We start from the raw sequence: 12,629 nt of genomic DNA on the forward strand, positions 1-12,629 counted from the left end.
ATGAAGCACTTTTTTATTGTAATACTTTGCTTGATAGGTGTATTCATATGGATGAACATCGATATGGAAATGGGGAAAAAAATGGTTAGCGGTTATGAATTAGAAAAAATTCGATCAGGGGATGTTCAACTATATACGAACGGTGATGAGTTATATAGGAATTTATTTAATGATATAAATCGCGCAGAAAAGTACATATATATTCATTTTTATATTGTAGGTAAGGATGAAGTAAGCCGAGAGTTCTTACGGTTATTAGAGAAAAAAGCATCTAGTGGTGTAGATGTGAAATTGTCAGTAGACCGGATAGGTGGATATAAGCTTAAGAAAAAGATAATTAGTCAATTAAAAGAAAAAGGCGTGAAGTTTACATTCAGTAAAAAACCTAAATTTAAAAATTTATTTTTTTCTTTGCATCAACGCAATCACAGACGCATTGTTACTATAGATGGGAAAGTATCGTACATCGGTGGTTTTAATATCGGCAAGGAGTATCTTGGACAGGATCCTAAATTTGGTCCGTGGCGTGATTATCATGTACGCATCGAAGGGGATGGAGCTGCTGATATGGAACGGAAATTTGCGGAAGATTGGCAGGAAGATACGGGAGAAAAGTTTCCTATACATCATGGTTTACCTGTACAAGGAAATGTAAAATATCAATACGTATTTTCGAATGGAAAAGGTTTATGGCAGGAATATGGGGGACTATTAAAGAAGGCAAAACATTCCTTAATAATCGCTACACCATATTTTGTACCGAGTAAAGAAATGATGCAGGGGCTAAAAGATACATTAAATCGAGGTGTTCGTGTGAAAATTCTCGTCCCGTTTAAGAGTGATGCTGTAATGCTGAAACAAGCAGCTTATCCGCATTTAAAAGAAATGCTTATGGCAGGGGCAGAAATCTATCAATATCGAAATGGATTTTTTCACGGGAAAGTAACAATTATTGATGATGAAATTGTTGACGTTGGTACAGCAAACTTTGATAATAGAAGTTTTTATTTAAATACTGAATCTAACTGCTTTATTTATGATAAGAAAGTAGTAGCAGAAGTATGGAGCCGACTAGGGGAAGACTTTCATAAATCTAAACGATTTTCTGAAGCAGACTTTGAGAAAATTAGTATGTGGGATTGGTTTCTAGCAAGAATAGCGAATGTCATAGCATCATATTTATAGTAGAGAGATGAAAATAGGAAGGGAGGCTTTTTAATGGATTGTATGAAAGAATTGATGACATATAGTTACACTCTTATATATAAAGTTGGAGAGTATACGGGCATGGTTCGAGATGAAGAATTAAAGGATATATTACAGCACCATGTACCATATATGTTGCAGGCATATAATGAACAAGTGAATTTTCAAGAAGGCGAAAATATACAACATATAACTTGTGAACCAATGTGGCCTGATTTTATTGAAATAGATAGGGAAACAGATAATGAATATCCAGGGGATATCGGGATTGCTATTTGCTATATTTCACATTTGAAACGATTGGCATTAAAGTTTGCTCAAGTGGCAGTGGAAGTTGCGAACCCAGAGTTTCGTTCTTTTTTGGAAAATTGTTTTGTGAAAATGAATCGTTATGCTTATAGTGTTTGGCAATATGTTATGAAGAAGGAATATAAGATTAAACATGTATATGAAAATGAGAAATTCGCATGAAAAACTAAGGCGGAATGAAAGGCGCCTTAGTTTTTTTACGTCTAATGAAAGGGTTAGATAGAAGAATTGAGAAAAAACAGTTTTGTTATCGGTAAATTTACAAAGGTTTACCATATCTTTACTGTTTTTAAATCTTTCCTTTAAAAATAAAGAGTAATATAGGGTTGTACATATTCTATCAAAGGGAGGAAACGCAAATGAACAAATGGGTTAAGTCATTAACTGCTATGGCACTTGCAAGTTCTTTATTAATGGTAGGTTGTAGTAAAGGTGAGGATAAAAAGAAAGAGGATGACACAACTTCGCAGCAAGATGAAAAAAAAGATAAAGAAACAAGTGGAACAGAGAAGTCTTCTGATTCAAAAGAAAAGAAATAAATGGATAATAGAGCTTCCTCACATATATGAGGGAGCTTTTTTGTTGTATATTTGTAAGTTTTGCTGAAAAATAGAGAGAAAGAACTGAAAGGAGAAAGTAAATGAAAGTATGTATATTAGGAGCGACAGGTAGAGTAGGGTCACACATTATGAAATTGGCATTACATGATTCATATGAAGTGACGGTATTAGTTCGTGATTTGAGCAAAGTAAAAATAGAGCATGAAAGGTTACATATTATAGAGGGAAATGTGTTAAACGGAAATGATATAAAGGAAGCGTTGGAAGAATGTGATATTGTAATTAGTGCTCTTGGAACGGATCGGAATGGGACTTTAGCTAAGAGTTTGCCGAATATAATAAAGTGTATGGAAGAAGAGGGGATTAAGAAAATAGTTACAATAGGAACGGCTGGTATTTTACAAGCGCGAACAAACCCCAGTATATATCGTTTCCAATCAAAAGAATCGAAAAGAAAAATGACAACAGCTGCGGAAGATCACTTAGCTGCTTATGTAGCGCTGGAAAATAGTAAACTATGTTGGACTGTTGTGTGTCCAACGCATTTAATAGATGGTGATGTAACAGGTGTATATCGAACTGAAAAAGATATGTTGCCTACAGATGGATCGAAAATCACAGTTGGTGATACAGCTCATTTTACATGGAGTTTACGTGATAAAAGCTTATACGAGAAAAGTCGAGTAGGTATTTCATATTAAAAAACCATCCCGAAATAGGGATGGCTAAAAAATGATATAGCATACAAAGAAAATAATCATAATGATTTGGAGAATGGCTTTGGCTACTGTACTACTTAAAAAACCGACTACAGTTGCAATTCCGACTAAAAAGGCGTCTTTTGGCGCCTTTTTATGCATTAGTTCCGTAATAAATACAGATAAGAACGGTATGATAATAAGACCAAATGGCGGGAAGAAGAACGATCCGACAATGATAGAAATCATGCCGACACGTTCACCCGATTTTGTACTTCCGTATTTTTTTAGGAAGTATCCATTTGCTATAAAGTCAGCAACGAAAATAAAGAGTGTAAAAATGACTTGAATAATCCAAAAAGATGTCGTTAACTCTCCGCCATTTATTCCAAAGTGATAAATGAAATAGCCAGCCCATACGGCAAGGATGCCAGGGATAATGGGGTATATAAAGGCAAGAAATGAAACAATGAAACAAGCAATGATACAAATTGTTAGTAAAACAGTCACTTTATAACTCCTTTGTAGTATCTAATTTATGTACAGCAATTTTTTTTATTTGATGCCCATCAAGTTCTAATGCTTTAAATTGAAAACCAGCATATTCAACTGAATAGCCAGCCTCAATATTTAAATCAATTGATTGAGAGAGAAGCCAACCACCAATTGTATCTAAATCACTATCGTCGATATGTAGGCCGAACATATCATTTACTTCAGAAATGAGTACTTTCCCGTCTAAAACAGTAAGCTTAGGAGTACGTTTTTCAATCATTGGTGATTCGTCTGCGTCAAATTCATCTTGAATTTCTCCGATAATTTCTTCAAGAATATCCTCCATCGTTAAAAGGCCAGCAGTTCCACCGTATTCATCCATAACAATCGCCATTTGTACGCGGTTCTTTTGGAGGTGTATTAACGTTTTACGAATGGGAACTGTTTCAAATACAGTTAAAACAGGATGTATGTAGGCATCAAGTGGTTTGTAAATGCCTTTTGTTTGATTGTGAAAAATCTCTTTCGTATTTATCATTCCGATAATATCATCTTTATCCTTTTCAATAATAGGATAACGTGTATACTTTTCAGTTGCAACGATTTCCATATTTTCTTCTAACGTATTTTCAGTAGATAAACAAACTATTTCAGTTCTAGGTACCATAATTTCTTTAGCAACACGATCATCAAATTCAAAAATATTATTTACATATTTATATTCGGTTTGATTAATTTCGCCGCTTTTATAGCTTTCACCTAAAATGAGTCGTAGTTCTTCTTCGGAATGAGCAAGTTCATTTTCTTTCGCAGGTTCTAAACCGAATAATTTTGTGAAAAATACAGCTGAACTATTCAGTGACCAAATGAATGGATACATAATTTTATCAAACAAAATAAGCGGTTTTGCAAATTTTAATGTGATCGCCTCTGCTTTTTGGATTGCGAAAGACTTAGGAACCAATTCTCCTAATACAACATGGAAAAAAGTAATAATACTAAAAGCAATAATAAAGGATAACGTGTTAGCCATCGTTCCAGTAATATTGATTTTTTCAAATAGTGGTCGTAATAAATGCTCCACAGTTGGTTCACCAAGCCAACCAAGTCCTAAAGAGGTGATAGTAATGCCAAGCTGACAAGCGGATAAATAAACGTCTAAGTTAGATAAGACGCTTCTTGCAGCTAATGCCTGCTTATTACCTTCATTTGCAAGCTGGTCAATTCGACTTTTTCTTACTTTTACAACAGCGAATTCTGATGCAACGAAAAAGCCAGAAATAAGGATAAGTATAAAGATGAGAAAAATATTTAATATGTCCAAGTGTATTCTTTACTCCTAAGTTGGAATAAAGATGTCACCTCCTGCAATTATGTTATACTTTTATAATAAATCCAAATGAAAAGATTAGTCAAAGAAAATGGGTAAATATTGGTAGGTTTCTATAGTAGTTTTTTAATTTGCTGTTATTTTGTCCGCTATATAAAAGGAATAACCGTCTACTTTTAATTTAAAGTAGACGGTTATTCTACGTTATGGTTTTGAAATACTTCTTGTTAAAGTGTATGTTTGCTGTTTATTGTAGTTTGTTGTCCATAGTGTTTGGAGAAAAGATAAGACGCTATATGGGATGTAAAGAAGTAATAAACCAATTGCGACAACTATAGGTGCATTTCCACCAAATTGAACGATAAATTGTAAGAGTCCGTTTGCGTGAAAAACACATTCCATAAAAACGAATGAAAGAATAATGGAACTTAGAATAGATTTATGATTGAAAGTAAGCGCCATAAATAACGTATCAACAAGGAAAGCTGAATTTTTTATTTCGTATTCATTTGTATTATTTAAGAAAGGAAGCCATTTTTTTATTGCTTGCATAACGATTATCATGGAAGTACTACACACGATGATAAAAGATGAGAAAAAAGGAACCTTTATGAATTTCGCGATGTAGAGTAGTAGTAATAGTACTGAACATTGTAATATCACAGTACTAAAAGAATATGGTATCCAGCGTAATAAAGAAGTGCACTTTCTAACTGATCTCGGTGTTTTTAAAAATAGATGACCGATCCCTAAACTAATAAAGAAACCGATTACAAGAGTGAATGTGAAACGAACGATTGATAAAAAATATATTTCCCATATGTAGGGGAATAGTGGTGACGAATGGCTAGAAGTATGGATCATATTTTGTGTATGTATAATCTGATTTGCTGAGAAAAGGATAGGTTCATGCATCCAATCAATTCTTGGAATTGAAATGGAAGAAAGTTGTGCGAAGTTATGAAAAATGCTTATAAAACCAGTTAAGTAAGAGTTATTATGTGTAAGAAATAATGCTGGAATAGGGCTTATGACAAAAATAATAAAAACACCAACTATAAATTTACATATATGTGAGCGCAATAAGGACATACAATCACCTACTCTTAGAATATTCAGAAAATTCTTATTCTTATTTTAGCTTTTTTTGGAGGAAGTTACAATATATTTTTCTCGAAGTAAGTTAGAGAGAATATACTATACTGAGATTAAACAAGTGTATGATTAATGAATAAATTATGACGGAAAAATGAATAATTTTCAGAAAAATAAAATAATATATTTATTTTTTTCTGAAAATATAATATAGTTATGGCACAGAAAGTATTTTAGCATAAGGAGGCTTTTTTATGAGGATTAAAGGGAATTATGTGCCAAAGAGGGAAGTTTTGTTCTGCTCAAGTTCAATTACGATAGGGGAAGCGCTGGAGCATTTAAATAAAACGGGGTATCGTTGTGTACCAGTTTTAGATGAAAAAAAAGAGAAGTTTTTAGGGAATGTATACAAAGTAGATATTTTAGAATATAAAGGTTCACTTGAAGATAATGTATTACAATTATTGAACAATAAAAATGGGTACGTGAGAGAAGACTCTTCCTTCTTTAAAGTATTTTTTACAATTAAAAAACTACCGTATTTATCAGTAGTTGATGAAAAAGGGGTCTTCCTTGGTATTTTGACTCATAAAAAAGTTTTTGAACTATTAGAAGATGCATGGGGAGTCCATTCTAGTAAATATTCTGTCATGATTGGAACACAAGATTATAATGGGGCCATTCAAAAATTATCGACAGTGCTAAAGAAATACACTGGTATTCAAAGCTTAATGACTTTTGATAATGATGCTTTATTAGTACGTAGAATTATGTTTACATTGGGAGAAGAGTTTGAAGATAGTGAATTAGAAACATTGCTAAAGGATTTAGAAGATCATGGATTTAGAGTTGTGTATGTTGAAGAGATGAATAATCCACGTGAAGTTGAAACTATAGAGTAACATGTAAAAGCCATCTTATTTTTGGGATGGCTTTTACTTCGTTATATATAAAAATATCCCAATGTAATAAAGTGAACGAATCATAAATCTCTTAAAATATTTGTGTAATAGAATAAATATAGGAGATACATGTGGATAATTTTGATTTTCAAAAAATTCTATTTAAAAATATGTTTTTATTTTTCAATTAAATATGTTACTATATGTGTGATAAAAGCAAAGAGGTCTGACAACTAAACTCCGCGTTATAATACTCTAGTGATTTAAATTTTCTAAAAAATCAAAAATTTATTAATTAGAGTAATAAAAAGGGGAATGGAGAAATTATGGAGAAAGACATTGCTTTGTAAGGGGTATATTTTATCATCATGAGCAGAGAGGAGGATGCATAGCATATTGTGAAAATATAGATAAACAATGAAAAAGTGCTATGCAAATTAAAGAAATGAAGGGACGATTAAGGCCAGGTGATACTGTAGCAATTGGTTTAATGCTATTTGCATTATTTTTAGGAGCAGGAAATTTAATTTTCCCACCAGTTTTAGGTCAACAAGCAGGAGAGAATGTTTGGGTTGCTACAATTGGATTCCTTGTAACGGGAGTCGGATTACCCCTATTAGCTGTAACAGCTGTCGCGTTTGTAGAGGGGGACTTGAAAGCGCTATCTTCTAGAGTTCACCCTATATTCGCGTTTATTTTCCCACTGATTAGTTATTTAGCAATTGGACCATTCTTTGCGATCCCGCGTACTGGAGCTGTTTCATTTGAAATGGGAATGAAGCCGTTTTTATCAGAGGCAATGGTTTCAGAATGGTACATGCTATTTCTTTACACTATAGTCTTCTTCGGAATAACGTGGTATTTATCATTAAATCCATCTAAATTAGTCGATTGGTTTGGAAAGTTTCTAACACCATTGTTAGTATTAATTGTTGCTGTTATTGTCGGAAAGGCAATTATTGATCCGATTGGAGCACCGTCTGCGCCATTAGCTGCATATAAAGAGAATGCTTTCTTTGGTGGGTTTATTCAAGGGTATTTAACGATGGATGCAATTAGTGCTCTTGTATTTGGAATTGTTGTTGTACAAGTTATTCGCGCAAAAGGAATAAAAGAGAGCGGACAAATCGCAAAAATAACAATTGTATCAGGAATTATTGCTGTACTAGGTTTGACGTTAATTTACTTATCACTTGCTTATCTAGGTTCAACAAGTACATCACTTGGTGTTTCAGAGAACGGTGGTCTTATTTTAACGAATGTTGTAAATGAGTTATATGGAACGAGTGGGAAAATTTTATTAGGACTTGTTATTACACTTGCCTGTTTAACAACTTCGGTTGGATTAACATCTGCATGTGCAGGGTTCTTTACAAACTTATTCCCGAAATTTTCGCATAAAACGATTGTAACAATAGTATGTGTATTTAGTTTAATTGTAGCTAACTTAGGATTGACACAATTAATCGCAGTAACTTTACCAGTGTTAATGATCATTTATCCAGTTGCAATTGTATTAATCGTACTTTCGTATTTCCATAAATGGATTGGAAAGCGTAATACAATTTATATTGGTGCAATATTAGGTGCATTGTCGATTAGTTTATTTAATGGCTTAGAAAGTGCGAATATAAAAATTGACGCAATTTCAAATGTACTACAAATGTTACCATTATATAAAGAAGGAATAGGATGGTTAATCCCAGCATGTATTGGCGGGGTTCTCGGTTTCTTCTTCTATAAATCAAATGAATCAAGTGAGTTACAAAAGAAAGGTGCCTAGGCGCCTTTCTTTTTTTGAAGGGGATTTTTATGTTTTGTCTAAGTAGTAATTGGGAGGATTGATAAAATGGCTAGTTTTGAAGATTTTTTAACTTTTGATTTGCGTATTGGGACGGTAAGAAAGGCGGATGAATTTAAAGAAGCAAGGGTTCCTGCAATTAAGTTAGAGATTGATTTTGGAGAGTTAGGGGTTAAGCAATCAAGTGCTCAAATTACGAAAAGATACAATCCAGAAGATTTAATCGGTCAACAAGTGGTTGCTGTTGTGAATTTCCCACCGAAGCGTGTGGCAGGATTTAAATCGGAAGTGCTTGTACTTGGCGGTGTTCCTGAAACCGGGGATGTTGTTTTACTTCAACCGAATATGGAACTGCCAAATGGAACGAAAATTAGTTAGTGTGAAGGTAGGGGTTAATTTGGATATTGGACGAGAATATTTACAATGTACAATTTCGAATTTCAAAGCAACACAAAAACAAGGAGAACGAGTGCTTTCTCAATTATCTTATGAACAAATCATGTGGTCTTCTCATGAAGAGACGAATAGTATTGCGATTATTATTAAGCATTTACATGGTAATATGCGTTCAAGATGGACGGATTTTTTAACGTCTGATGGTGAAAAAGCAAATCGTAATCGAGATGTTGAATTTGAGGGAGGCTACAATTCAAAACAAGAAGCTCTTACTGCGTGGAAAGAAGGGTGGGAGTATGTTTTTAAAGCAATGGATACTTTAACGCCAGAGCAGATTTTACAGAAAGTATACATTCGCGGAGAAGCACACACTGTAATGCAGGCGATCGAAAGGCAAATTTCTCATTATGCTTTACATATTGGTCAAATTATCTACATTGGTAAAATGTTAAAAGAAAATGAATGGGAGTGTTTAAGCATTCCTAGAGGTCAGTCTACTAGTTATTTAGAGAAAAAACGTTCAACGTGATAATAGGAAAGAAACCGATATAAAATAGGAAGCAAAAAAATAAGCCAAACGATAGATGGCTCCGTGAACATTAGAATGCTACCAGCAATAAGCCCATATATAATAAGAAAGAAACCAAAGAGTGTATTTATAGGAATAAAACGTGAGATAAATAATTGCTGATTTTTGAAACAAGTGTTGTGAAATAAATAAAAGCGGAAATACGATGTAGAGGTAATAAGATCTTTCTTTCTCGCTATTCTTTTTTTACATTTATGACAGATGAATGGTGGCTTCATTTCATTACGCTCCATTTTTTATATTCATTAGTTTCATAATAATTTGAGACAAAATTAAGTACAAAGTGTATATACCTATATATGCTCCTGTAAGTAGAAAAAGTGGATTTAGTAAAATTCCATGAATGCTTGTCATGAAAACTAAATTTTGTATTAAAACATCATATATATTAATAGAAATAATTGTCCCGAGTATATACAGTGCTAAGTATGCGAAAATATGTAGCGTAATACGAATTTTAGGATGTAAAGCAAGTAAATAAAAAGTAATTGATAGAGCGATTGGTAATGCTCCTATTAGTAGCTTCAATTCATTTCACCTCATTAACAATATAGCCGAAATTTAAGCGGTCTATTCTCTAGAGCTTGTACATAACTTGAAATAGAGAGGGTGATAGTATGAATCGAGGCTTTTTTTATGTGAAATTAACAAGTGTACGCAAGTTAATTTTATTTGTTATTACTACGGTATTAGCGACTTTTTTTCTTATTAGTGTGATGGTAACTTCTATGAAAGAGACGAAGTCAACGTATTTATATAATTGGTTAAATGAGTTATCAATGAATGGTTACATGTACGTTATTGGGAAAGAGAATCATTATTTTACACAGGAGTACCGGAATTTGAATCAAGACTTTTCTATTTCTTCATTCCTCTTTTCGATGGCTACGAATATTCGTTTTGATGATGTACGTAGTTTTGTCGGGAAAGAACTTCCGGGATTTGGGAAGTATGATACAGAAATCGTTATAGCAGGTGAAGGAACAAATTACTCCAATTTACCGATAGAGTCGAGCGTTCCTCTTGAAGAAGTAGTGAAGGAACGGACTGGAGAAGCTGGACAAGTTCCTAAGCCTGATCCGAATAAAGAGAAGAAACAGCCAGCTCAAACGACGGGGAAAAGACAAGTTGCATTTATTTATCATACACATAGTTGGGAATCTTATTTGCCGTTACTGAACTTAACGAATGACCCAGATCCGAATAAAGCAACGAGTTCTGTAACGAATATTTCAATAGTTGGGGAGCGCTTTCGGGAACAACTGGAAAGTGAAGGGATTGGAGCCAATAACGATAAGACTGATGTTGGTCAAAGGTTAATAAGTAAAGGATTAAACAGTAATAGTTCTTATAAATTGTCCCGAGAAATTGTACAACAAGCTATGACTGGAAATAAAGAACTCCAATACTTTTTTGATTTGCACCGTGATAGTGCACGCAAAAACGTCACGACAAAAACAATTGGAGATAAATCATATGCAAAGCTTGCTTTTGTAATTGGGAAAGGTAACAAAAACTATGAAAAAAACTTACAATTAGCAACAGCTCTTCATGAGGAAATTAATAAGAAATATCCAGGAGTGAGCCGTGGTGTAATTCAAAAAGGATTCCAAACAGGAAATGGAGTCTATAATCAAGACTTATCAGGACAAGCGATTTTAATTGAAGTTGGTGGTGTAGATAATACAGATGAAGAATTAAATAGATCGATTGATGCTCTTGCTAAAGCATTTGGAGAATATTTTTGGCAAGCTGAAAAAGTGAATGGATAAACGTAAGTGAGAAGCTTACGTTTTTTTTTGAGCATAAGTTGTGGTCAATAAGACATGTCACATTATAGACATAATTTCCTATCATTATAGCAATATCGAAATTTGTCTATTTATAGTAAGGAATTTAAAAAGGGATTTTCGGAATAGTGGAGAAAATCTTTTTACAAGGAAAATTTTTAACTAACAAAATGGGTAGGGTGATCAAGGTGATTCGGGAGATTAGAGTAGAAGATGCGGCATCGTTTTTACAATTAAATAAGCAATTAGACGAAGAAACGAAATTTATGTTATACGAACCTGGAGAACGAAAAACTACAGTAGAGCAACAAGAAAAAATGATCCACCGTTTTATAGAAAATAAATATGCAACAATATTTGTAGCGGTTAAGGAAGAGAGAGTAATAGGGTTTATTTTAGTTAACGGTAATAACATTCAAAGAAGGAGACATGTGGCAACAATTGTAATTGGTATTTTGCAAGAGTATAGTGGCCGAGGTATTGGAATGAGTTTGTTTAAAGAAGTAGAGAAGTGGGCAAGATTACATGATGTATGGCGTTTAGAATTAACGGTAATGGCCCACAATACAAGAGCTCAGGCACTATATAGCAAAATTGGATTTGCACAAGAAGGTGTCAAAAAATCTGCTCTTATCATCGATGGAAAAGGTATCGATGAGTATGAAATGGCCAAATTATTAAAATAAGAGGTCGTTATATGAAAAAAAGATGGGCACTACTTGGTACCGTAGCAATGATACTGATTGTTGGAGTAGCAGGAATAAATTATAAGATGTACAAGGAGCAAGAGGCGCGGGAAGTAAATGTAAACAATATATTTCCGAAAGCTAAAGAAACGATTGCTAATATGGATGGGGATATCGCAGTAATTAGTAATCCAAATTCGATGCTTGTACTTGTGAATAAAAATAGGCGTTTACCAGATGGGTATAGACCGCCAGATTTAGTTGTTCCGAAAGTACGTTACTCTAGTGAAGGTGATCAAGAGAAGAAAAAGATGAGGAAAGAGGCAGCGGTGGCACTTGAGGAAATGATTCAGCAAGCCGATAATGAGCGGATTTTCCTTTTTGCAGTCTCTGGATTTAGATCTTTTGATCGACAAAAAGCATTAAATGCAATGTATAAAAAACAAGATGGAGAAGCAAAGACAGCGATGTCTAGTGCAGTCCCTGGTACGAGTGAACATCAAACAGGACTAGCTATGGATATTACATCTCAATCTGCTAAATTTCAGTTAGAAACTGTTTTTGGGGAGACAAAAGAAGGAAAGTGGCTTTCTGAAAATGCTCATAAGTTTGGTTTTGTTATTCGATATACGAAAGAGAAAGAAGGGATTACCGGTTATCGTTATGAACCGTGGCATGTACGGTATGTTGGGAATCCGCAAGCTACATATTTATATGAAAACCAACTGACGCTTGAAGAAGTAACGCAGTAATGAATTGAGGGGAGAGGGCT

At 33.8% G+C, this 12,629-nt stretch carries 16 protein-coding genes; 11 read left to right on the top strand and 5 right to left on the bottom strand.

Going from position 1 to position 12,629, the window contains the following annotated elements:
• From cls to FT637_RS25270, 4 genes are all read left to right on the top strand, one after another.
• Complete coding sequence (gene cls / locus FT637_RS25255) at positions 1-1,185, top strand: cardiolipin synthase (RefSeq protein WP_193648631.1); 1,185 nt, start codon at positions 1-3, stop codon at positions 1,183-1,185.
• Between the two features lie 33 nt (positions 1,186-1,218).
• Positions 1,219-1,677 carry a spore coat protein gene (locus FT637_RS25260; protein WP_193648632.1) on the top strand — a complete coding sequence of 153 codons (459 nt, stop codon included), beginning with the start codon at positions 1,219-1,221 and terminating at the stop codon, positions 1,675-1,677.
• Positions 1,678-1,874: 197 nt separating this feature from the next.
• On the top strand, positions 1,875-2,054 hold the full coding sequence (locus tag FT637_RS25265) for a hypothetical protein (protein ID WP_001045959.1): 180 nt from the start codon (positions 1,875-1,877) through the stop codon (positions 2,052-2,054).
• 101 nt (positions 2,055-2,155) lie between these two features.
• Positions 2,156-2,776 (top strand): NAD(P)-dependent oxidoreductase, encoded by a 621-nt coding sequence (locus FT637_RS25270; protein ID WP_193648633.1) that lies wholly within the window; start codon positions 2,156-2,158, stop codon positions 2,774-2,776.
• 24 nt (positions 2,777-2,800) lie between these two features.
• Here the strand turns inward: FT637_RS25270 and FT637_RS25275 are convergent, their stop codons facing one another.
• The 3 genes from FT637_RS25275 to FT637_RS25285 all read right to left on the bottom strand — a co-directional run bounded on the left by FT637_RS25275 (position 2,801) and on the right by FT637_RS25285 (position 5,690).
• Positions 2,801-3,283 (bottom strand): DUF456 domain-containing protein, encoded by a 483-nt coding sequence (locus FT637_RS25275; RefSeq protein ID WP_193648634.1) that lies wholly within the window; start codon positions 3,281-3,283, stop codon positions 2,801-2,803.
• 1 nt (position 3,284) lies between these two features.
• Positions 3,285-4,592, bottom strand: a complete 1,308-nt coding sequence (locus tag FT637_RS25280; protein ID WP_193648635.1) for a hemolysin family protein — start codon at positions 4,590-4,592, stop codon at positions 3,285-3,287.
• 210 nt (positions 4,593-4,802) lie between these two features.
• A complete protein-coding gene (locus FT637_RS25285) occupies positions 4,803-5,690 on the bottom strand; it encodes a hypothetical protein (protein ID WP_193648636.1) in 888 nt (295 codons plus the stop codon).
• A 257-nt stretch (positions 5,691-5,947) separates the two neighbouring features.
• On the opposite strand from FT637_RS25285, the gene cbpA reads away from it, so the two are divergent.
• From cbpA to FT637_RS25305, 4 genes are all read left to right on the top strand, one after another.
• Positions 5,948-6,595, top strand: coding sequence for a cyclic di-AMP binding protein CbpA (gene cbpA, locus FT637_RS25290; protein WP_193648637.1), 648 nt, complete (start codon positions 5,948-5,950; stop codon positions 6,593-6,595).
• A 445-nt stretch (positions 6,596-7,040) separates the two neighbouring features.
• A complete protein-coding gene (gene brnQ4, locus FT637_RS25295; RefSeq protein WP_413773247.1) occupies positions 7,041-8,378 on the top strand; it encodes a branched-chain amino acid transport system II carrier protein BrnQ4 in 1,338 nt (445 codons plus the stop codon).
• 66 nt (positions 8,379-8,444) lie between these two features.
• Complete coding sequence (gene csaA, locus FT637_RS25300; RefSeq protein WP_193648639.1) at positions 8,445-8,774, top strand: chaperone CsaA; 330 nt, start codon at positions 8,445-8,447, stop codon at positions 8,772-8,774.
• Entirely contained in the window at positions 8,755-9,321 is a 567-nt protein-coding gene (locus FT637_RS25305) for a DUF1572 domain-containing protein (protein ID WP_193648640.1), read from the top strand. Before csaA ends, FT637_RS25305 begins: the two co-directional genes overlap by 20 nt.
• Here FT637_RS25305 and FT637_RS30105 read toward each other — a convergent pair.
• Both FT637_RS30105 and FT637_RS25310 read right to left on the bottom strand, forming a co-directional pair.
• Complete coding sequence (locus FT637_RS30105; protein WP_227493953.1) at positions 9,294-9,599, bottom strand: permease; 306 nt, start codon at positions 9,597-9,599, stop codon at positions 9,294-9,296. The two genes, FT637_RS25305 and FT637_RS30105, sit on opposite strands and share 28 nt — an antisense overlap.
• A gap of 4 nt (positions 9,600-9,603) precedes the next feature.
• A complete protein-coding gene (locus FT637_RS25310; RefSeq protein WP_193648641.1) occupies positions 9,604-9,909 on the bottom strand; it encodes a hypothetical protein in 306 nt (101 codons plus the stop codon).
• Between the two features lie 89 nt (positions 9,910-9,998).
• Between FT637_RS25310 and spoIIP the strand changes: the two genes are divergently transcribed.
• The 3 genes from spoIIP (at position 9,999) to FT637_RS25325 (ending at position 12,609) form a co-directional block, all read left to right on the top strand.
• Positions 9,999-11,153 (top strand): stage II sporulation protein P, encoded by a 1,155-nt coding sequence (gene spoIIP, locus FT637_RS25315; RefSeq protein ID WP_193648642.1) that lies wholly within the window; start codon positions 9,999-10,001, stop codon positions 11,151-11,153.
• A gap of 206 nt (positions 11,154-11,359) precedes the next feature.
• Positions 11,360-11,857 carry a GNAT family N-acetyltransferase gene (locus tag FT637_RS25320; RefSeq protein ID WP_193648643.1) on the top strand — a complete coding sequence of 166 codons (498 nt, stop codon included), beginning with the start codon at positions 11,360-11,362 and terminating at the stop codon, positions 11,855-11,857.
• A gap of 11 nt (positions 11,858-11,868) precedes the next feature.
• A complete protein-coding gene (locus FT637_RS25325) occupies positions 11,869-12,609 on the top strand; it encodes a D-alanyl-D-alanine carboxypeptidase family protein (protein WP_193648644.1) in 741 nt (246 codons plus the stop codon).
• Positions 12,610-12,629: the final 20 nt, after the last annotated feature.

Source organism: Bacillus cereus, assembly GCF_015071065.1.
GTDB lineage: Bacteria > Bacillota > Bacilli > Bacillales > Bacillaceae_G > Bacillus_A > Bacillus_A cereus_BA.